We start from the raw sequence: 20,137 nt of genomic DNA on the forward strand, positions 1-20,137 counted from the left end.
TCCATCTTGGCACGCTGTCCTCAACGCCGAACGCGGCCCAGCAGGTGTGCTGCGACACGGGCGGCGGCCGCGTCGGCGGTGGCGATGCAGGCGGGAACGCCCACGCCGTGCAGGGTGGCGCCCGCGACGGCAAGACCTGGTACGTCGGCGATGCCGCGTTCGATGGTGTCGACCAGATCGACGTGGCCGACGCCGTACTGCGGCAGCCCGCCGCCCCAGCGCTGCACCACGAAGTCGATCGGCGCGGCGGTGATGCCGGTCAGCTCGCGCAGGTCGTTGCGCACTGCCTTGACGAGGTCCGCGTCGCTGCGCTGCAGGAGCGCCGTCTCTCCGTGGCGGCCGACCGAGCCGCGCAGGATGACGGGGTCGCCGTAGTGCGCCCACTTGCGGCTGGAGAACGTGAAGGCCTTGGCGGTGAACGGGGTGATGCGGTCGGAGTACCGCTCCCCCTCCGCGATGAGCGTGCCGGAGCGCTGCGGCAGTTCGGTTCCCGGCGGCAGGGCGAGCGCGACGACGGCCATCGAGGCGACCTCGACCTTGCCGTACGCGGCGGACACCTGCGGGGCGATCTCGTGCAGCAGCTTGCGGGCGGACGGCGCCGGGACCGCGAGCACGACGCCGTCGCACTCCAGGTACTCGGGCGTCGCGGCCGACCCGATCTCGAGCCGCCAGCCGTCGCCGAGCCACGACAGCACCCGGACCGGCAGGCCCAAGCGCACTTCGGGCTTCGCGACCTCGGCGAGCTTGTCGACCAGCGACGAGACGCCGTTCGCGAGCGAGGCGAACACCGGCGGGCGGGCCGCGCGGGGTTGCGGCGGCGCGGGCATCATCATCGCGGCGGCCGCGAGCAGTGAGCCGACGCCCTTGTCCAGCAGCGTCGCGATCTGAGGCATGGTGGCGCGCAGGCCCAGTTCGTCGGCCCGGCCCGCGTAGACGCCGCCGAGCAGCGGACTGACCAGCCGGTCGGCGACCTCGGGGCCGAACCTGTCCTTCATCAACGTGCCGACGGCGACGTCGCCGCCCCGGAGCTGGACCGGCGGCAGCGTCGGTTCCATCTCGACCCGCAGCGCGCCCTCGGACGACAGCATGTGCCGCACGGTCTCGACGCTCGCCGGGACACCCATGAACGTGTGCGCCGGAAGCTGGTGCGTGCGCCCGGCCGCGTGGACCGACGCCTTCGCGTCCGTCGGGTGCACGACGTGGTCGGAGAGCCCGACCTCGTCGATCAGCTCCTGCGCCTCCGGCTTGCGGTGCAGGAACGCCTCGGCACCCACGTCGAACCGCACGCCCGCGAGTTCGGTGGTGCGGAGCTTGCCGCCGAGCCGGTCGGACTGCTCGATCACGGTGATCCTGGCCTGCGGGCCGAGCAGCATGCGCAACCGGTGCGCGGCGGCGAGCCCGGAGATGCCTCCCCCGACGACGGCGACGTGCGGCGCTCTTCCGTGCATTACAAGCTGTGGATCAGTTCGACGGTCCGGGTGATGATCTCCGGATCGGTGTCCGGCAGCACGCCGTGACCGAGGTTGAAGATGTGGCCCGCCGCGGCCTTGCCCTCGGCGTGGATGCGGCGCACCTCGCGTTCGACTGCGTCGAAGCCCGCGAAGAACAACGCCGGGTCGAGGTTGCCCTGCACGACCGGCTTCGGCAGCTCGGGGTGCGCCTTCTGCAGGCGCTCGACCGCGACGTCCAGGGGCAGGCGCCAGTCGACGCCGATGACGTCCGCGCCGGCTTCGCGCATGGCGGGCAGCAGTTCGCCGGTGCCGACGCCGAAGTGGATGCGCGGGACACCGGAGATCGTCTCCAGGACGCGCTTCGAGTGCGGCAGCACGAACTCGCGGTAGTCGCGCTCGGACAGCGCGCCCGCCCACGAGTCGAACAGCTGCACGGCCTGCACGCCCGCGTCGAGCTGCGCGTGCAGGAACGCCGCCGTGACGTCCGCGATCTTCGCGAGCAGCGCGTGCCACAGCTCGGGGTTGCCGTGCATGAGCGCCTTGGTGCGCTCGTGGTTCTTGCTGGGACCGCCCTCGACCAGGTAGCTCGCCAGCGTGAACGGCGCTCCGGCGAACCCGATCAGCGCGACCTCGTCCGGGAGTTCCTTGAGCAGCAACCCGATCGCGTCCTGCACCGGCTGGACCTGCTCGGCCTGCAGCTCGGGCAGCGCCTGCACGTCCGCGAGCGTGCGGACCGGGTTGGCGACCACGGGACCGGTGCCCGCGACGATGTCGAGGTCGACACCGGCGGCCTTGAGCGGCACCACGATGTCGGAGAAGAGGATCGCGCCGTCGACACCGTGCCGCCGGATCGGCTGCATGGTGATCTCGCAGACCATCGCCGGGTCCATGCACGCGTCGAGCATCGCGGTGCCCTGACGCAGGGCCCGGTACTCGGGCAACGACCGTCCCGCCTGCCTCATGAACCAGACAGGGGTGTGCGACGGGGTGCCGCCACTTGCGGCCACGAGGAGGGGGACTTGAGTGCTCATATCTCTTTCATGGTCCCACGTCCCGGCGTGCCGCCGTCACTCGGCCGGATTGCGAGGCATACAGTCAGTTGTGTGACCGAGCCGGAAATCTTCCGCCGGGCGGTGGGGACGCTCAAGTCGGTTCGCCACAGGCCCGAGATCGAACTCACCGAAGTTCGCCCACCGCAGCGGCTCGCTCCGTGGGCGTACGCGCTGACGGCTGAGGTCACCGGCCCGTCGGACGAACTGTCGACCGGAAGGCTCGTGCTGCTGCACGACCCGGACGGCGACGAGGCGTGGGGCGGTGTCCTGCGCGTCGTGGCGTACGTGCGCGTCGAACTGGACCACGAGCTGGCGTCCGATCCCCTGCTGCCCGAGGTCGGGTGGTCGTGGCTGACGGAGGCCCTCGAACAGGCGGGCGCGGAGTTCACCGCGCTGGGCGGCACCGTGACGCAGACGTCGTCGGCCCGGTTCGGGGACATCGCGGGTCCGGCCCGCACCGACGACCTGGAGCTGCGCGCGTCGTGGACCGCGCTCGACGGGGAACTCGCCGAGCACGGCACCGCGTTCTACGACCTGATGGCGACGGCCGTGGGGCTGCCGCCGGTCGGCGTGACGATGTTCGGGCAGCGCTGACCAGGTCAGTGTCTATCTAGTCGGCGTCCTTGAGGACGCGCAGGACGTTCGCGCCCGCGAGCTTGGTGAGGTCGTCCTCGGACCAGCCCCGGTCGAGCAGCGCGCCGAAGAGGTTCGGATAGGTGGAGACGTCCTCCAGGCCCTGCGGGAGCGCCTGCACGCCGTCGTAGTCGCCGCCGATGCCGATGTGGTCGACGCCGACGACCTCACGCGCGTGCTCGACGTGCGCGACGACGTCGTCGAGCGTCGCGGTGGGCGCCGGGTGGTCGACGAGCCACTTCTCGCCGAAGAGCTTGCGCTCGTCCATGTCGGCGTGGTTCGCGCCGGCGGCCGTCATCGCGTCACGAAGGGCTGCGTCCCATTCAGCGAACCGGGGTGCGACGAAGCTCGGGACGAATGTGATCATGGCCACACCGCCGTTGGTCCTCAGCTTGATCAAAACGTCGTCGGGAATGTTGCGCGGGTGGTCCGCAACCTTGCGGCACGACGAGTGGCTGAAGATGACGGGCTTGACGCTCGTGTCGAGGGCGTCGTGCATGGTGCTCGGCGCGACGTGGCTGAGGTCGACGAGCATGCCGATCCGGTTCATCTCGCGCACGACGTCGCGGCCGAACTCGGTCAGGCCGCCGTGTACCGGCTGGTCAGTGGCGCTGTCGGCCCACGGCGTGTTGTCGTTGTGGGTCAGCGTCATGTAGCGGACACCCAGGCGGCGCAGTGCACGCAGGACGCCGAGTGAAGAGTTGATGGAGTGTCCGCCCTCGGCACCGATGAGGGACGCGACACGCCCGGAGGCGAAAACTTTTTCAGCTTCGGCCGCGGTGGTCGCGAGGCCGAGGTGTTCGGAGTACCGCTCCGCCAGCTCGTAGACCAGTTCGACCTGCTCCAGCACGGCGGTGACGGCTCCGTCTCCTGCCAGCCTGCCGGGGATCCAAACAGACCAGAACTGCATCCCCAAGCCGCCGTCGCGCATCTTCACGACGTCTGTGTGCAGCCTGGGGTGACGCTCGGTCAGATCGATCTTGGCGGCGGTCTCGTAGACGTTCTCGCCCGTTCCCTCGCCGAACTCGCGCAGGGCCCACGGCAGGTCGTTGTGGCCGTCGACGAGAGGAACGCGCTGCAACAAGGCTCGCGCTCGGTCGACACCAGAACCGCTAGACACAACCAACTCCAAGATGTCGTTCTGAGAGGGGCTCGCGTTACACCCCCTATCTAGTTGTCATCCAATCGTGTGACACATGAGGCCATCTGTCACAACTCAATAGGGATAGATACCCGATTGATCGTCCCGTAGACCCGCATGGGCGGCTACGCTGCCCCAGACGACACCACTTTCGGTCGATCAGTGGCGCGGCTGATTGGACGAAAGTCTCCGGTGCCGGTCGGGGGGCACGACCGACTCCAGGGAGGTAGTGACGTGGCTGCCGTCGGCTTAGGTCAGGCCGTTCGTACCACGCCAGCCGGCTCGTTGCCGGCGAACATGGTCCCGCACCCGCGGGAAGAGCTTTTTTCAGTGCTGGTGGTCGACGACCACCCACTGCTGAGGGAGGCGATATCAGCTCGGCTCACCCAAATGGGAGCCGGGACAGTGCATGAGGCCGCATCGGTGGCAGAGGCTCGGGCGCGGGCACTTGCAACCGGTCCTTGCGACCTCGCGATCCTCGATCTGGGCCTGCCGGATGGCACCGGCATCGACCTGGTCACGGAACTCCGTGCTCAGGGCTGGCCCCGCATCGTGGTCCTCGCATCCTCCGACGACCCCTACGCGGTCAGGTCGGCTTTCCAGGCGGGCGCTCAGGCGTACCTCCTGAAGTCCGCCTCGCCGATGGTGGTCACCGATGGGGTGCGCAGGGTCCTCGACGGCGGCGTTTACGCAGATCCGAGCGTGGCACCAGTACTCGCAGCGGGTACTCGGGTGCCGGGCACGGACAACACGCCGCGGGAACTCTCCGCGCGTGAGGTCGAGGTGCTCCAGCTGGTCGCCGATGGCCAGAGCAACAAGGAAATCGGCGAGGCTCTGAGCCTGTCCGCGTTGACGGTGAAGTCTCACCTGTCGCGGATCGGCCGGAAGCTGGGCACAGGAGATCGCGCTCAGATGGTTGCGCTGGCCATGCGTGCCGGCGTGATCCGTTAGACACCGGTTCGAAGCACTGAACCGGCCGAGAACACCTGTGAGGGGTGCGATCGTCGTAGGGTCATCCGTTGTGGATGTACCCGCCGACGAGCCAACCGCACCAACCGGACCAGAACCGGTACCGCTGACGGAACCTGCTGATGGGGTCCCGCCCGTGGTCGCCGATCCAGCTGCGCTCCGGCGAGCCGCTGACGCGCTCGCCGGGGCGAAGGGCCCGGTCGCGGTGGACACCGAGCGAGCCTCGGGCTACCGCTACTCACAGCGTGCCTATCTGGTGCAACTGCGCCGGGAAGGCGCCGGCACCTGGTTGGTCGACCCGATCGCCCTCGGCGGTCGGCTAGAACCCCTGGTGCAGGCGTTGGAGGGCACTGAGTGGGTGTTGCACGCGGCGTCTCAGGACCTGCCGTGCCTCGCCGAACTCGGTCTCCGACCCGGCGTGCTGTTCGACACCGAGCTGGCGGGCAGGCTGGCTGGGTTCGAACGCGTCGCACTGGGCACGTTGGTGGAACGGCTGCTCGGTTTTCGGCTTGAGAAGGGGCACGGCGCGGCCGACTGGTCGCGCCGTCCTCTTCCCGCCGACTGGCTGACGTACGCCGCTCTGGACGTGGAGCTGCTCGTGCAGCTGCGCGACGTTCTCGAAGCCGAGCTGGAGCGCCAGGGCAAACTCGCCTGGGCGCTCGAAGAGTTCGAGGCGGTGCGGATGGCGCCATTGCCGCGCCCCCGCACCGACCCCTGGCGGCGCACGTCCGGTATCCACCGCGTGCGCAACCAGCGGCAACTGGCCCTCGTGCGCGCGCTCTGGGAAGCCCGCGACACCGTGGCCCGCGAACGCGACATCGCTCCCGGACGGGTCCTCCCGGACTCCGCTCTGATGGAAGCCGCCGCCCGCAACCCCGCTTCCGAGTCCGAACTGCTGGCCCTGCCGGTCTTCCGCGGCCGCTCGCAGCGCCGCATGTCCGGCGTGTGGATGAACGCCCTGCGCAAGGCGGGCGCGTTGACGAAGTCCGAACTCCCGGAACCGGCCGGTCAGCACGACGGCCCGCCCCCGCCCAACCGCTGGGCGGACAAGGATCCGGACGCCGCGGCCCGTCTCGCCGCCACCCGAGCGGCGCTGGCGGCGATCGCCGAGGCCAACACCCTGCCGGTCGAGAACCTGCTGCTGCCGGACCTGGTGCGGCGCACCTGCTGGCAACCGCCGGCCGACCTGTCGCCCGACTCCGTCGCCACCGTTCTGCGGGACGGCGGCGCCCGGTCGTGGCAGGTCTCGCTGACGCTGGAGGCTCTGACCAAGGCGTTGGCCTCCACCGCTCCGCCACCCGCCGCCGCCAACTGATATCCGATATATCAGTTCTGCGGCAAGTCCAACTGTGCGTTGACGACGGCCTCGACGTCCTCGCGCCGGCTCAGGCCGAGCGCACCGCCGAGTGCCGTCGTCAACGCGTCGAAGGGGTCGACGACCTCGACGCCGACGGTGTCGAAAGCGTCGGCGAGGGCGTCGACGGTCCAGGGCTCGTCGCTCTCGACGCGGGGCCCGAGCGACCAGCCCCGGTTGACCGCGACCGACGTGCCGCGCACCGACAGCACCTGCCCGGTCAGCGGACATCCGTCGCCGGCGAGGTAGGTGACGACGGGGGCGACGACGTCCGGTCCGGTCATGCGCTCCCCCGGCACGCCCGCCGTCAGCCGCGTGCGCACCATCGACGGGCTGACGCAGTTGACCCGCACCCCGAACCGCCGCAACTCGAGGGCGTGCACGGTCGTCATCGCCGCGACGGCCGCGTTGGCCGCCGCGTAGTTCGACTGCGTCGGCAGCGGGTTCAGCAACCCCGACCCGGACGCGGTGTTGACGATCGCCCGATCGGTTCGCTCGCCCGCCTCGAACCGCGCGCGCCAGTGCCGTGCGGCGTGATGGCTGACCGCGAACGTCCCCTTCAGCTTGACGGCGACGACGTCGTCGAACTCGTCCTCGGCCAGTCGTTCCATCCCCTTGTTGACCTCGGTGGCGGCGTTGTTGACCACGACGTGCAGGTCGCCGAACTCGTCGACGGCCCGCGCGACCATCCGCCCGGCGTCCTCCCAGTCGGCGACGTTCCCGGTGTCCGCGACGGCCCGTCCACCGAGTGCGCGGATCTCGGCGACGACGGCGTCGGCGACACCCGCGTCCCCGCCGCGCCCGTCGATCTCGACGCCGGGGTCGTTCACCACGACGTTCGCCCCGGCCGCCGCCAGGTGCAGCGCCTCGGCCCGCCCGATCCCCCGCCCGGCCCCGGTCACCAGCACCGTCCGCCCAGCAACACTCATCGCAACCCCCAACGTTGTCTGCACTCAGCGCAACACTACACCGAGTGCATTTATTAATGGGGTGCAGTAAGTTAGACCTGTGTCAGACGATTCAGGGCGTCGCGAACGCAAGAAGCAGGCCACTCGCCAGGCGTTGGTCGCGGCGGCGGTCCGGCTCTTCACCGAGCGGGGCTACGACAACACCAGCGTCACCGACATCACGGACCTCGCCGACGTCAGCAAACGCACGTTCTTCCTGCACTTCCCCACCAAGGAGGACGTGCTGCTGGCCGACAGCGACGCCCGCGTCGCGCTGGCCGTCGAGGCCGTCGCCGGGCACGCCACACCCCGCGAGTCGCTGCTGGCGGCCGCGACCCGCATGATCGCGAACACCGCGGCGGGCGACCTGCCGTCCGGCCTGGCCGCCCTGCGCGCCGAACTCGTCGTGACCACCCCGGCGGTCCAGGCCCGCGTGCTGCACGCGATGTTCCAGGCCCAGGTGAAGATCACCGCGGCCCTGCTGGCCGCCCACCCCGGCGAACTCGACGAGGTGACGGCGTCCGCGATGGTCGGCGCGCTGATGGGCGCGATCAGCGCCGCGACCGTCACGAGCCTCACGCGCGGCGACTCCCCCGCCATCACGCAGGCCGCGATGCGCAGGGCCACCGTCGTGGCGTTGCGGTGCGTCACCCGCGACAGCTGATCTCCATCCCGTCCTCGACGGGGAACGCGACGCTGACGTAGCCGTTGGCCGGGTCCCGCACGTACTCGAGGTACCCGGCCATCGACTCCTTGTCGATGTCGTCGGCGACCACCAACGCCCCCGGCGCGAGCCTCGGTTCGAGGTCGCGCAGCACCGGCAGGCAGAGCTCCTTCCAGCCGTCGAGCAGCACCAGCCCGATCGGTCCCTCCAGCCCCGCGAGCGACTGCCGGGCGTCGCCGGGCAGCACCGTGGCGACGCCGCCGAGCCCGGCCTCCTCCAGGTTCGCGCGGGCCGCCGCCAGCTTCACCGCGGAGAGTTCCGTTCCGTAGACGTGCCCGCGGCCGTTGTCCCGCACGGCCGCCGCGAGGTAGAGCGTCGAGATGCCGTACGACGTCCCGAACTCCACCACGGTCTCCGGCCGGCAGGCCCGGACCAGCCCGTAGAGCAGGTCGCCGCCGCGAGCGGAGATGGGCATGTAGATGGAGTCGAGCGCGTCGGCCCGTTCCTGCGCACCCGCCTCGCGCCAGTGCCCGCACGACACCTCGCGCGTCTCGTCCTCCCCTGCGGCCTCGAACAGCCGCTCCAGCACTTCGCGGACCCGGTCCTCGTGCAACGTGATCGTCATGCAGGCCAGAGTAGACGCAACGTTGCGTCTAGGCTAGGCCCGGTTAAGGTACGGCCCGTGGGAGACAGGCGATGACCAGCGACACCGCGCACCGCGGCAACCGGCACGGCCGCAGCGAACAGGCACGCAGCGCCGTGCTGGAGGCGGCCGACGACCTGCTGGCCGAGAAGGGCTTCGCGGGCGTGACGATCGAGGGCATCGCCGCGCGGGCGGGCGTCGCCAAGCAGACGATCTACCGCTGGTGGCCGTCCAAGGTCGACGTCCTGCTGGAGGCGTTCACCGAGGACATGGCCGAACACCTCACGCCGCCGGACACCGGCGACCTGGCCACCGACCTCCGCACCCACCTGGCGAACCTGGCCGGCTTCCTCACCACGTCCGACCCCGGCGCCGTCTTCCGGGCGCTGACCGGCCAGGCCCAGCACGACCCCGCCCTCGCGACCCGCCTGCGCGACGACCACCTGAGCCACCAGCGCACCCGCGACCGCCTCCCGATCGAACGCGCCATCGCCCGCGGCGACCTCCCGGACCTCGACGTCGACGTCGCCGTCGACCAGCTGGTCGGCCCCGTCCACTACCGGGTCCTGGTGACCGGCGCCCCGGTCCCGCGCGCGTTCACCGACGACCTCGTCGCCGCCTTCCTCGCCCAGCACCGGCGATGATCACCACCGCCCGCCTGGACCTGCTGCCACTGACCCCGGAGCACGCCCCCGAGATGGCCGCCGTCCTGTCGGACCAGGCGCTGCACACGTTCATCAGCGGCGCTCCGCTGTCTCCCGAGGCGCTCCGGACCCACTACGAACGCCTGGCCGCGGGCTCCCCCGACCCGACAGTGCGGTGGCTGAACTGGGTGATCCGGCTCCGCGACGAGAGCTGCCTGACCGGCACCGTCCAGGCGACCGTCGCCGACCGGACCGCAGAGATCGCCTGGGTCGTCGGCACCCCGTGGCAGGGCCGCGGCATCGCCCGCGAAGCCGCCCAGGGGCTGGTCACCTGGCTGCGCACGCAGCCGATCGAGGCCGTGATCGCCCACGTCCACCCGAACCACCACGCCTCGGCCGCCGTCGCGGTCGCGGCCGGTCTCACCCGCACCGACGAGGTCGACGACGACGGCGAGGTCCGCTGGAGCCTGCGCCTCTCCTGATCGAAATCCAATATCCGATATATCAGTTTCCTTCGGGCCCAGCCCGGTGCTGTTGACAGTTGCCGTTGCGAAATATCGGGGAGGAGTGACGGACATATGCCGCCGAGGAGTTGTCCGTCACCAGGAGAGGCCTCCCTTGAAACCTCATCTCCCCCTCGCCGCGGCCGGTCTCGTGCTGGCCTCGGTCCTGTGCGGCGTCACCCCCGCCGCCGCAACCACGGCCGGGACCACAACCGGCATCGACCAGTCGGTGTCGACCCAGCAGCGCTGGCTCACCCTCATCACGGGCGACCAGGTGCTGACCGACGACAGAGGCAAGCCGCTGCAGTTCAAGGCCGCGCCAGGCCGTGAACACATCCTCGTCACCACGAGAGAGGACGGCGCGCATCTGTACGTCGTGCCCGCCGACGTCGAGCCGTTGATCGCCGAGGGCCGGGTCGACCAGCGCCTGTTCGACCTCGCGTTGCTGAGCAAGCCCGAGTACGCGAGGCACAACGGCCTCAAGGTGCTCGTGTCGCAGGGGTCCGGACTCGCGGCCGCGCGGTCGTTCAGCCGCATCGGCGTCGACGCCGTCACGGTCACGGCCGAGTCCGCGCCGACCGTGTGGAAGTCGCTGACGAACCCCGACGCCCGCAGCGCCAAGACGACCATCTGGCTCGACGCGGTGCGCAAGGCCGCGCTCGACCGCAGCACCGCCCAGATCGGCGCGCCCCAGGCGTGGCAGACCGGGCTCGACGGCACCGGCGTGAAGATCGCCGTGCTGGACACCGGCGTCGACAACACGCACCCGGACCTCGCCACGCAGGAGATCGCGGAACGCAACTTCACCGACTCCCCCGACAACCAGGACCGCGTCGGGCACGGCACGCACGTCGCGTCCATCGCGGCCGGCACCGGGGCGAAGTCGGGCGGGAAGTTCCGGGGTGTGGCACCGGGCGCGCGCATCCTCGACGGCAAGGTGCTCGGCGACGACGGCTCCGGCTACGAGTCCGGCATCCTCGCGGGCATCGAGTGGGCCGTCGAGCAGCAGGCGGACGTCGTCAACATGAGCCTCGGCGGCGACGACGGCCCGCTGCTCGACCCGATGGAGGTGCTGATCAACCGGCTCTCCCAGAAGACGGGCACGTTGTTCGTCATCGCGGCGGGCAACGCGGGACCGAACTCGGTCGGCTCCCCCGGCAGCGCGGACGCCGCGCTGACCGTCGGCGCCGTCGACCGCAACGACAAGCTCGCGAGCTTCTCCAGCACCGGGCCGCGCAACGGGGACGGCGCCGTCAAGCCGGACATCACCGCTCCTGGCGTCGGCATCGGCGCCGCGGCGGCGGGCAGGCTCGGCGAGACCAGGCCCAGCCCGGCCGAGGGCTACATCTCGCTCGACGGCACGTCGATGGCCACCCCGCACGTCGCGGGCGCGGCGGCGATCCTCGCCCAGCTTCACCCGGACTGGCGTGGCGACGAGATCAAGGCCGCGCTGATGGCGTCGGCCGAGCCGGGCGCACACACCCCGTTCGAACAGGGCGCCGGACGCACGGACGTCGCCCACGCGATCAAGCAGACGATCACGTCCGGCTCGGTCTCGTTCGGCACGGCGTTGTGGCCGCACCACGACGACGTCCCGAGCACCAAGGACGTCGTCTACACCAACAAGGGCGACCAGCCGGTCACCCTCGCACTCAAGGTCGACACCACGGCGCCGCAGGGTTTCTTCACGCTGAAGGACGCCACCCTGACCGTGCCCGCGCACGGCACGGCCACCACCACTCTGACCGCTGACACCAAACTCGGCGGCGACGCGTCCGGCACGTTCAGCGCGTACATCAACGCGAGTGGCGGCGGCCAGTCCGTGACGACCCCTGCGGCCGTGACGCGCGAAGCCGAGCGCTACAGCCTCACGATCAAGACGATCGGCCGGGACGGCAAGCCCGCGAAGAACTGGTTCGCGAGCCTGCAGGGCGTCACCGGCGAGGCGAAGGGCGCGTTCGCCGGACTCGGCACCGGCCTGGAGACCCTCCGCGTCGCCAAGGGCCGCTACCTGGTCAACGGCCACGAGTGGATCAGCCCCGACCAGCCGAACCCTTACTACACCTGGTTCAACGGCACGAACATCGACGTCACGAAGGACACCACGATCACCCTCGACGCCCGCCAGGCCAAGCCCGTCGACATCGGCCTGCCCGGCAAGCCCACCGAACGGCACTCCTACATCCGCGTCGGCCACAAGGTCCCGGAGATGGAGTACGGCTTCGGCCTGCTGGGCGTGCCGCTGAACGTCCTCAGCACCGCGCACGTCGGCCCCGAGGGCAAGCCGGGCGAGATGAACGAACTGGTCATCGCCTCCTACACCGGCGCCGGCAACGAGGAGTTCCACGTCGTCGACCAGAACACGACGCTCACGAAGTTCTGGACGGGCTACCGCAAGCAGCTCAGGCAGAAGGACCTCGTGACCATCGAGGCGAAGGCGGGCACCACCGCGCCGGACCGCACCGGCTACCTGCACGCCCAGGCCGAGGTCGGCGACAGCCCGCTGTTCGGCGTCGCGTTCGGCTACGCCCTGCCGCACACCCGCAAGGTGAACCTGCACTCCCCCACCAACACCTGGAGCCTGCGCTTCGAACAGGACCACGGCGAGGTGTCCGAGGCGTACTGGAACTCCCCGAACGAGCAGTTCAAACCGGGCCGCACCTACCAGAAGACGTTCAACACCGGCGTCTTCGGCCCGCTGCTGACCGACGAACGCCGCGTGGGCCTCTTCCGCGACGGCGACATCCTGTTCGGCAGCCTGCCGTTCTTCGCCGACGGGCAGGGCCGCTCCGGCGGTTCGATCGTCGACTCGGGATCGACGGTGCTCAAGCGCGGCGGGAAGGTCGTCGACTCGACCGACCGCCCGCTCGACCTGGAGACGTTCTTCTCGCTGCCCTCGACGCCCGGCCGCTACGAGCTGACGACCACCGCGACCCGCTCGGGCGTGGCGGCGATCAGCACCTCGGTCACCACGACGTGGGGCTTCGACTCGGCGACGACGCCGGCCGTCACCCAGGTGCCGTTGTCGATGGTCAGGTTCACCCCGGACCTCGCCCTCGACGGCACCCTGCCCGCACACCGGTTCCAGCAGATCCCGCTGACCGTCCAGGGCAAGACGAGGTCGTTGTCCGTGCAGGTGTCCTACGACAAGGGCGCGACCTGGCTGAAGGCGCTGGTCGTCGGCAACGCGGCCTACGTCGTCAACCCCGGCCGCGGCGGCAGCGTCTCGTTGCGCGCCACGGCCGTGGGCAAGGGCGGTGACTCGGTCACCCAGACCGTGCTCAACGCCTACCTGACCAAGTAGTCCGGATACGGCGGTGCGTCCCTCCAGGGCGCACCGCCGTTCACCGTCCGGGGAAAGCCTCGTCGTAGACCGCCCGCAGCCCGGGTTCGTCGGGTCCGCTGTAGCCGCAGCCCATCACCCGCAGGTCGCTCGCCGCGACGAGGTAGGTCCTGCCGACCTCGGGTTCGAACCCGGCCAGCACCGGCGCGGTCGCGGTGGTGCGGACCTCGACGAGATCGGCCTGGCCGAGCCACGCCCGCCGCACCTGCAACGTCACCAGATTGCCCTCGATCTTCAGCGCGGTCGCCTCGAACGCCATCTGCGCGCGTTCCCGCAGCACCGCCGCCTCGGGCGCACGGCACCGGACCTCCGGATCGACCGGCCCGTCCGCGAGCACCGCGACCGTGGTCTTGCGCCCGTCCGACGAGGTCGTCGTCGGCGCCGGCGCGGTGGTCGTGCTGGTCGGCGGCGTGACGCTCGTGGTCAACCGGCCGCCGCTGGTGTCCGGCAGCCCAGATCCGTTCGCGAGCCCCGGTTGCGTCGACGTCGGCAACGCGACCTCGGACCGCGGCACCGGCGCGTTCCCGTCGCCGTCGAACACGAGCACCCCGGCCACGACGGCGACGACGGCCGCCGCCCCGACGAGCACCGGCAGCCTCCGCAGGACGAACCGGGGCTCCACCGGCACCGCCACCCCGGCGAGCAGCCGGCGCGTCTCGTCCTCGGGCAACGGCCGCAACGAGGCGGCGGGGTCGGCGCGGCGCATCCGGTCGCGCAGGTCGTCGTCGGTCATGGCCGCTCTCCTTCCGCCTGCTCGTCCAGCAGGGACTTCAACTTCCGGCGCGCCCGGTGCAGGCGGATGCTGACCGCGTTGGCGCTCATCCCCACCACCAGGGCGATCTCCGCGGGCCCGAGTTCCTCCCACGCCCAGAGCCGCACGAGTTCGGCGTCCACCTCGGACAACCGTCCGAGCGCTCTGGCCAGCCCCGGATCCGGGTCGTCACGGGCGGGCGCGTGCTCGGGCGGTCTCGCGAGTTGCCAGATCCGCACCAGCAACCGGTCCTGCCGCCGCCGCGCCCGATCAGCGTTGGCGAGGCAGTTGCGTGCCACGGCGTACGCCCAGGCCAGCGGTTCGGCCGGCATCTCGGCCCGGCGCCGCCAGGCCACCAGCAACGTCTCGGACAGCACGTCGTCCGCGGTCGCCGCGTCGGTCCGGCGCGCGAGGTATCTGCGCAGCGGCTCGATCAGCTCCTGCGCGACGGCGTCGAAACCCGTCCGGCGCGGTTCCACGTCCACCTGCTCCACCCCGGGTCATGTCCGGCAGGACACCCGGTCTTTCACCCTGAACGCATCAGTTCGAGAGGTACGGCTCCGTGCCCGGTCCGAGCCGCTCGCGCGACACCTGCGCGTGCGCGAGCCGCCGCACCGCCTTGAGGACGGTGTCCCCGATCAGAGTGCCGACGACCATCGCCTCGATGACGTCGTCGGGCGAACTGTGCCGGGTGACGTACTCGAGGTCCGCCTGGGCGATGATCTTCAGCCCCTCCAGGTAGGGGTCGAGCAGCTCGTGGATCCTCTCGTGGCCGACCGACCTGGCCGAGGACAGCGCGGCCGCGAGCATGTGGGTCACGTTCGACTCGGTCACGTCGACGCACTCGGTCTGGCCGTTGCGCGCGAAGAACGCCTGGACGTCCTCGACCGCCAGCGGGTCGAGTTCCACCGGGCTCGGGTGGCTGATGGCCTCCTGGACGGCTCCGAGCTTGTTGTGCAGCGACTCGTCGTGCGTGTCGATGGCTCCGAGGACGTCCCGCACGGAGGCGATCGACAGACCTCCGACGTCTATCAGGGCACGGACGAGCCGCAGCCGACGCAGGTGCTCGTCGTCGTAGTGGGCCTGGTTCGGGCTGGTCAGCACGCCGGCGGGCAGCAGTCCCTCGCGCAGGTAGTACTTGATCGTCGGCACCGGGACGCCGCTCTTCTTCGAAAGCTCGCCAACACGCATATGGATAGTGTACCTTCCCGTTTATCGATAGTGGAGAGCTCCACTATCCATTCTAAGCAGGGGGTTCCGATGCTGAAGGCCATGCAGAACTGGCACCGCCCGTTAGTCGTCTTCGGGTGGGCGATGGTGGCGCTCATCCCGATCGCGCTCGTCGGACTCGTCGTCGACGACCGCACGGTGATGAACTCGCCGATCTGGCTCAAGCCGTTCAAGTTCGCCGTGTCGCTCGCGCTCTACTCGTTCACGCTCGCGTGGCTGCTCACGTTCCTGAAGCGGTTCCAGCGCGTCGGCTGGTGGGCGGGCACGGTGCTGACGGTGGCCGGCGCGGCCGAGATGGTCGTGATCGTCGGCCAGGTGATCCGCGGCAAGCGCAGCCACTTCAACTTCGAGACGCCGCTCGACACCGCGCTGTTCTCGATCATGGGCTCGACGATCGTCGTGCTGTGGGTGACCCACGCGATCGTCGCGATCCTGCTGTGGCGCACGGACATCGAGAACAAGGCGTTCTCCTGGTCCATCCGGCTCGGGCTCGTGATCTCGTTCCTGGGCCTCGGCGTCGGGTTCCTGATGACCAGCCCGAAGCCCGGCCAGGCGCTCGACGGCGACACGCTCGGCTCGCACACGATCGGCGCGGCCGACGGCGGCGCCTACATGCCGATCACCGGCTGGAGCACCGAGCACGGCGACCTGCGCATCGGCCACTTCGTGGGCATGCACGCGCTCCAGGTCCTGCCCCTGCTGATCCTGCTCGCGGGACGCTGGGCGAACACGCGCTTCGCGTGGGTCCTCAGCGGCGGCTACCTGGGCATGACGCTGCTCGTGACGTGGCAGGCACTGCGCGGGCAGTCGCTGATCAAGCCGGACGCGCTGACGCTGATCGTCGCCGCTGCCGTCCTCGCCGCGACCGCGCTCGGGGTGCTGTGGTCGCGGCAGCCGAGCAAGGGAACCAAGAAGGAGTACACGCTCGCATGATCGCCACCCTGTTCGACCTGACGTTCCTGGTCGCCGCGCCGTTCTGGGCGTTGATGATCCTCGCGCCGAAGTGGTCGTGGACGCAGCGGATCGCCGAGTCCTACCTGATCGTGCTGCCGCCCGCCCTGATCTACGTCGTGCTGCTGATCCCCGAGCTGTCCACGGTGCTGCCGCTGGTCACCCGGCCCGAACTCGGACCGCTGGCGGAGTACCTGGCCACTCCCGCCGGCACCGCGCTGGTGTGGGCGCACATGCTCGCGTGGGACCTCTTCGTCGGGCGCTGGATGTACCTCGAGAGCCGTCGGCTGAACGTCCACCCGCTCGTCATGGCACCCGTTCTGGTGATCACGATCCTGCTGGCTCCGGTCGGGTTGCCGCTGTTCCTGATCATCCGCAAGGTGTGTGACACAACCAACAGGGGCCCCGCAGTGGTTACTCACCAGTAACTAGGGTTAGAGTTGGCGTTACCGACCGGTAGGGATGTCGCGCAGCCCGACCGGTAGTGGACAGAGTTGTCACCACAAGTGGAGGAGACGCCGTGGCCGCACCAGCAGCGCCGGCACGCGTTCGGAACGTGGTCTTCGTCGACGGCGTACGCACGCCGTTCGGCAAGGCCGGCCCCAAGGGGATTTTCGCCGAGACCCGTGCCGACGACCTGATCGTCAAGGTCATCCGTGAGCTGCTGCGCAGGCACCCCGAGCTGCCGCCGGAGCGGGTCGACGAGGTCGCCATCGCGGCGACCACGCAGATCGGCGACCAGGGCCTCACGCTCGGCCGCACCGCGGCACTGCTCGCGGGCCTGCCGAAGTCGGTGCCCGGCTACTCGATCGACCGCATGTGCGCGGGCGCGATGACCGCCGTGACCACGGCCGCGAGCGGCATCGCGTTCGGCGCCTACGACATCGCCATCGCGGGCGGCGTCGAGCACATGGGCAGGCACCCGATGGGCGAGGGCGTCGACCCGAACCCGCGCTTCCTGTCGGACCGGATCGTCGACACCAGCGCACTCGTCATGGGCCAGACCGCGGAGAACCTGCACGACCGGTTCCCGCACATCACCAAGGACCGCACGGACGCCTACGCGGCCAACTCCCAGGCCAAGTACGCCGACGCGCTCAAGAACGGCAAGATCGGGCCGGAGCTCGTGCCCGTCGCGACCCGCTCGGCGGAGAACGGCTGGGGCCTCGCGACGGCCGACGAGCCGCCGCGTCCGGGCACCACGGTCGAGGACCTCGCCAAGCTCAAGACCCCGTTCCGCCCGCACGGCCGGATCACCGCGGGCAACGCGGCCGGTCTGAACGACGGCGCGACCGGCTGCATCCTCGCCGAGGAGGAGACCGCGCGCGAGCTCGGCCTGCCCGTCGGCATGCGGATGGTCGGCTACTCGTTCCTGGGTGTCGAGCCCGAGGTCATGGGCATCGGCCCGGTTCCGGCCACGGAGAAGGCACTGCAGCGCGCCGGTCTGTCCATCGAGGACATCGGCCTGTTCGAGGTGAACGAGGCGTTCGCGATCCAGGTGCTCGCGTTCCTCGACCACTTCGGCATCTCCGACGACGACCCCCGCGTGAACCAGTGGGGCGGCGCCATCGCGACGGGCCACCCGCTGGCCTCGTCCGGTGTCCGTCTGATGACGCAGCTCTCGCGTCAGTTCGCCGAGCGTCCGGACGTCCGTTACGGCCTCACCACCATGTGCATCGGCATCGGCATGGGTGGAACGGTCATCTGGGAGAACCCGAACTGGAGTGGCAAGTGACCATCACCGCTGAGGAAGCAAAGGCGATCTTCCCCGACGAGGTCGTCACTCACGCCAAGACTCGTCTGATCAGCGTGCCCGGGCTGGACAAGCCGGTCGCGTTCATCACGATCGACAACGGCCTGGACCACACGCGTCCGTCGACGTTCGGCCCGCAGTCGCTGGTGTCTTTGGGCGCGGCGTTCGACGAGGCCTACGCGGCCAAGCCCGCCGCCATCGCGGTGACCGGCAAGCCGTTCATCTTCGCCGTCGGCGCGGACCTGTCCGGCGTCGAGGAGACCGGCGACCGCTCGCAGGGCGTGGTGATCGGCAAGCTCGGCCACGACGTCTTCAAGAAGTTCACCGACTCGGACGTCCCGACCTTCGCCTTCGTCAACGGCGCGGTCATGGGCGGTGGCCTGGAGCTCGCGCTGTCGTGCCACTACCGCACGCTGGCGTCGAACGCGGCCGCGATCGCGCTGCCCGAGGTGTTCCTGGGCCTGTTCCCTGGCTGGGGCGGCACGCAGCTGCTGCCGAACCTGATCGGCGCCAACGACGCCGTGACGGTGATCTTCGAGAACGCGTTGAACCAGAACAAGATGCTCAAGCCGAAGGAAGCTCTCGCGCTGGGCATCGCGGACGTGCTGTTCGACTCCGCCGACTACCTGGAGCAGTCGCTGCTGTGGCTGTCCGGCGTCGTGCGCGGCGAGATCTCGGTGCCGCGCAAGGAGATCGACCGCGGTGACGCGTGGGACGCGGCCGTCGCGCGCGCCAAGGGCATCGTGCACGGCAAGACCAAGGGCGCGGCGCCCGGTGCGTTGAAGGCGCTGGAGCTGCTGGAACTGGCGCGCGAGAACGACCTGGAGAAGGGCTACGCCGCCGAGACCGAGGGCCTTGCGGACCTCATCATGAGCGACGAGCTGCGCGCAGGCCTGTACTCGTTCAACCTGGTGCAGAAGCGGGCCAAGCGACCGGCGGGCGCGCCCGACAAGTCGTTGGCGCGCAAGGTCACCAAGGTCGGTGTCGTCGGCGCGGGCCTGATGGCCTCGCAGATGGCGCTGCTGTTCATCCGCCGCCTGCACGTGCCGGTCGTGCTGACCGACATCGACCAGGCACGCGTGGACAAGGGCGTCGGCTACGTCCACGCCGAGATCGACAAGCTCGCCGGCAAGAAGCGGATCTCGCCGGACGAGGCGAACCGCCTCAAGGCGCTGGTCTCCGGTTCGCTCGACAAGGCCGCGTTCTCCGACGCCGACTTCGTGATCGAGGCCGTGTTCGAGGACCTGGCCGTCAAGCAGCAGGTGTTCGCCGAGGTCGAGGAGCACGTCTCCGCCGAGGCGATCCTCGCGACGAACACGTCGTCGCTGTCCATCACGGACATGGCGTCGAAGCTCAAGCACCCCGAGCGGGTCGTGGGCTTCCACTTCTTCAACCCGGTCGCGGTCATGCCGTTGCTGGAGATCGTGCGCGCCGAGCAGACCGACGACGCCACGCTGGCGACGGCGTTCTCGATCGGCAAGCAGCTCAAGAAGTCCTCGGTGCTCGTGAAGGACGCGCCCGCGTTCGTCGTGAACCGCCTGCTGACCCGCTTCATGGGCGAGGTCATCAAGTCGGTCGACGAGGGCACGTCGTTCGAGGTCGCCGACAAGGCCACCGAGCCGCTGGGCCTGCCGATGTCGCCGATGATCCTGCTGCAGCTGGTCGGTTCCGCCGTCGCGCTGCACGTGTCGGAGACGATGCACGGCGCGTTCCCCGACCGGTTCTCGGTGTCGGAGAACATGAAGAAGTTCGTCGCCGCCGGCAAGGGCGCTGTCTGGCAGTGGGACTCGTCCGGCAACCAGACGGTCGACCCCGAGGTCCTCGCGCTGTGGAACTTCGGTGACGCGCCGCTGACCGGTGACGAGGTGAAGAACCGCGCGCTGGAGGCGTTGGCCGAGGAGATCCGGATCATGCTCGACGAGGGCGTGGTCGCGGAGGCGCAGGACATCGACCTGTGCATGATCCTGGGCGCCGGGTGGCCGTTCTGGCTGGGCGGCATCACGCCGTACCTGGACCGCACGGGCATCTCGGAGAAGGTCACGGGCAAGCGTTTCCTGGCGCCGGGTGTGGCGTCGGTGCCCGCCTAGATCGCCGTAGTCGAAGCCCCG

Annotated in this window: 19 protein-coding genes; 11 read left to right on the forward strand and 8 right to left on the reverse strand. The window is 70.1% G+C overall.

Features of this window, described 5'->3' with window-relative positions:
• Positions 1-20: 20 nt before the first annotated feature.
• A complete protein-coding gene (gene hemG / locus JNUCC0626_RS21575; protein ID WP_394621587.1) occupies positions 21-1,448 on the reverse strand; it encodes a protoporphyrinogen oxidase in 1,428 nt (475 codons plus the stop codon).
• Positions 1,448-2,482 carry a uroporphyrinogen decarboxylase gene (gene hemE, locus JNUCC0626_RS21580; protein WP_394621588.1) on the reverse strand — a complete coding sequence of 345 codons (1,035 nt, stop codon included), beginning with the start codon at positions 2,480-2,482 and terminating at the stop codon, positions 1,448-1,450. Before hemE ends, hemG begins: the two co-directional genes overlap by 1 nt.
• 72 nt (positions 2,483-2,554) lie before the next feature.
• Here hemE and JNUCC0626_RS21585 point away from each other — a divergent pair, with 72 nt between their 5' ends.
• A complete protein-coding gene (locus JNUCC0626_RS21585; protein WP_394621589.1) occupies positions 2,555-3,097 on the forward strand; it encodes a DUF3000 domain-containing protein in 543 nt (180 codons plus the stop codon).
• 16 nt (positions 3,098-3,113) lie between these two features.
• On the opposite strand, the gene JNUCC0626_RS21590 is transcribed toward JNUCC0626_RS21585, so the two are convergent.
• The gene (locus JNUCC0626_RS21590; RefSeq protein ID WP_394621590.1) at positions 3,114-4,217 is read right to left on the reverse strand and encodes a dipeptidase; all 1,104 of its coding nucleotides are present in this window, start codon (positions 4,215-4,217) and stop codon (positions 3,114-3,116) included.
• 294 nt (positions 4,218-4,511) lie between these two features.
• Between JNUCC0626_RS21590 and JNUCC0626_RS21595 the strand changes: the two genes are divergently transcribed.
• Both JNUCC0626_RS21595 and JNUCC0626_RS21600 read left to right on the forward strand, forming a co-directional pair.
• On the forward strand, positions 4,512-5,228 hold the full coding sequence (locus JNUCC0626_RS21595) for a response regulator (RefSeq protein WP_015099292.1): 717 nt from the start codon (positions 4,512-4,514) through the stop codon (positions 5,226-5,228).
• A gap of 70 nt (positions 5,229-5,298) precedes the next feature.
• Positions 5,299-6,561 carry an HRDC domain-containing protein gene (locus JNUCC0626_RS21600; RefSeq protein WP_394621591.1) on the forward strand — a complete coding sequence of 421 codons (1,263 nt, stop codon included), beginning with the start codon at positions 5,299-5,301 and terminating at the stop codon, positions 6,559-6,561.
• Positions 6,562-6,572: 11 nt separating this feature from the next.
• Here JNUCC0626_RS21600 and JNUCC0626_RS21605 read toward each other — a convergent pair whose 3' ends face one another.
• Positions 6,573-7,529: an SDR family NAD(P)-dependent oxidoreductase gene (locus tag JNUCC0626_RS21605; protein ID WP_394621592.1), complete on the reverse strand. Its 957-nt coding sequence runs from the start codon at positions 7,527-7,529 to the stop codon at positions 6,573-6,575.
• 79 nt (positions 7,530-7,608) lie between these two features.
• Here JNUCC0626_RS21605 and JNUCC0626_RS21610 point away from each other — a divergent pair, with 79 nt between their 5' ends.
• Positions 7,609-8,211: a TetR/AcrR family transcriptional regulator gene (locus JNUCC0626_RS21610; protein WP_394621593.1), complete on the forward strand. Its 603-nt coding sequence runs from the start codon at positions 7,609-7,611 to the stop codon at positions 8,209-8,211.
• Here the strand turns inward: JNUCC0626_RS21610 and JNUCC0626_RS21615 are convergent.
• A complete protein-coding gene (locus tag JNUCC0626_RS21615; RefSeq protein ID WP_394621594.1) occupies positions 8,195-8,836 on the reverse strand; it encodes an O-methyltransferase in 642 nt (213 codons plus the stop codon). The two genes, JNUCC0626_RS21610 and JNUCC0626_RS21615, sit on opposite strands and share 17 nt — an antisense overlap.
• Positions 8,837-8,907: 71 nt before the next feature.
• On the opposite strand from JNUCC0626_RS21615, the gene JNUCC0626_RS21620 reads away from it, so the two are divergent.
• The 3 genes from JNUCC0626_RS21620 to JNUCC0626_RS21630 all read left to right on the forward strand — a co-directional run bounded on the left by JNUCC0626_RS21620 (position 8,908) and on the right by JNUCC0626_RS21630 (position 13,305).
• Positions 8,908-9,498 carry a TetR/AcrR family transcriptional regulator gene (locus tag JNUCC0626_RS21620; RefSeq protein ID WP_394621595.1) on the forward strand — a complete coding sequence of 197 codons (591 nt, stop codon included), beginning with the start codon at positions 8,908-8,910 and terminating at the stop codon, positions 9,496-9,498.
• A complete protein-coding gene (locus tag JNUCC0626_RS21625; RefSeq protein WP_394621596.1) occupies positions 9,495-9,980 on the forward strand; it encodes a GNAT family N-acetyltransferase in 486 nt (161 codons plus the stop codon). Before JNUCC0626_RS21620 ends, JNUCC0626_RS21625 begins: the two co-directional genes overlap by 4 nt.
• Before the next feature lie 136 nt (positions 9,981-10,116).
• Positions 10,117-13,305 (forward strand): S8 family peptidase, encoded by a 3,189-nt coding sequence (locus JNUCC0626_RS21630; protein WP_394621597.1) that lies wholly within the window; start codon positions 10,117-10,119, stop codon positions 13,303-13,305.
• Positions 13,306-13,345: 40 nt separating this feature from the next.
• Here JNUCC0626_RS21630 and JNUCC0626_RS21635 read toward each other — a convergent pair whose 3' ends face one another.
• Genes JNUCC0626_RS21635 through JNUCC0626_RS21645 form a run of 3 tightly spaced genes read right to left on the reverse strand, consistent with a single transcriptional unit; the run spans position 13,346 to position 15,286 of the window.
• On the reverse strand, positions 13,346-14,077 hold the full coding sequence (locus JNUCC0626_RS21635; RefSeq protein WP_394621598.1) for a hypothetical protein: 732 nt from the start codon (positions 14,075-14,077) through the stop codon (positions 13,346-13,348).
• Positions 14,074-14,580 (reverse strand): RNA polymerase sigma factor, encoded by a 507-nt coding sequence (locus JNUCC0626_RS21640; protein WP_394621599.1) that lies wholly within the window; start codon positions 14,578-14,580, stop codon positions 14,074-14,076. The genes JNUCC0626_RS21635 and JNUCC0626_RS21640 overlap by 4 nt, the downstream gene beginning before the upstream one ends.
• A gap of 55 nt (positions 14,581-14,635) precedes the next feature.
• Positions 14,636-15,286, reverse strand: a complete 651-nt coding sequence (locus JNUCC0626_RS21645) for a MerR family transcriptional regulator (RefSeq protein WP_394621600.1) — start codon at positions 15,284-15,286, stop codon at positions 14,636-14,638.
• 69 nt (positions 15,287-15,355) lie between these two features.
• Here JNUCC0626_RS21645 and JNUCC0626_RS21650 point away from each other — a divergent pair, with 69 nt between their 5' ends.
• From JNUCC0626_RS21650 to JNUCC0626_RS21665, 4 genes are all read left to right on the forward strand, one after another.
• Positions 15,356-16,258, forward strand: coding sequence for a hypothetical protein (locus JNUCC0626_RS21650; protein WP_394621601.1), 903 nt, complete (start codon positions 15,356-15,358; stop codon positions 16,256-16,258).
• The gene (locus JNUCC0626_RS21655) at positions 16,255-16,704 is read left to right on the forward strand and encodes an ABA4-like family protein (RefSeq protein WP_394621602.1); all 450 of its coding nucleotides are present in this window, start codon (positions 16,255-16,257) and stop codon (positions 16,702-16,704) included. Before JNUCC0626_RS21650 ends, JNUCC0626_RS21655 begins: the two co-directional genes overlap by 4 nt.
• A 92-nt stretch (positions 16,705-16,796) precedes the next feature.
• Positions 16,797-18,011 (forward strand): thiolase family protein, encoded by a 1,215-nt coding sequence (locus JNUCC0626_RS21660; protein WP_394621603.1) that lies wholly within the window; start codon positions 16,797-16,799, stop codon positions 18,009-18,011.
• The gene (locus tag JNUCC0626_RS21665; protein ID WP_394621604.1) at positions 18,008-20,116 is read left to right on the forward strand and encodes a 3-hydroxyacyl-CoA dehydrogenase NAD-binding domain-containing protein; all 2,109 of its coding nucleotides are present in this window, start codon (positions 18,008-18,010) and stop codon (positions 20,114-20,116) included. The genes JNUCC0626_RS21660 and JNUCC0626_RS21665 overlap by 4 nt, the downstream gene beginning before the upstream one ends.
• The last annotated feature ends 21 nt before the right edge of the window (positions 20,117-20,137 follow it).

The sequence above is a fragment of the Lentzea sp. JNUCC 0626 genome (assembly GCF_043632865.1).
Classification (GTDB): Bacteria; Actinomycetota; Actinomycetes; order Mycobacteriales; family Pseudonocardiaceae; genus Lentzea.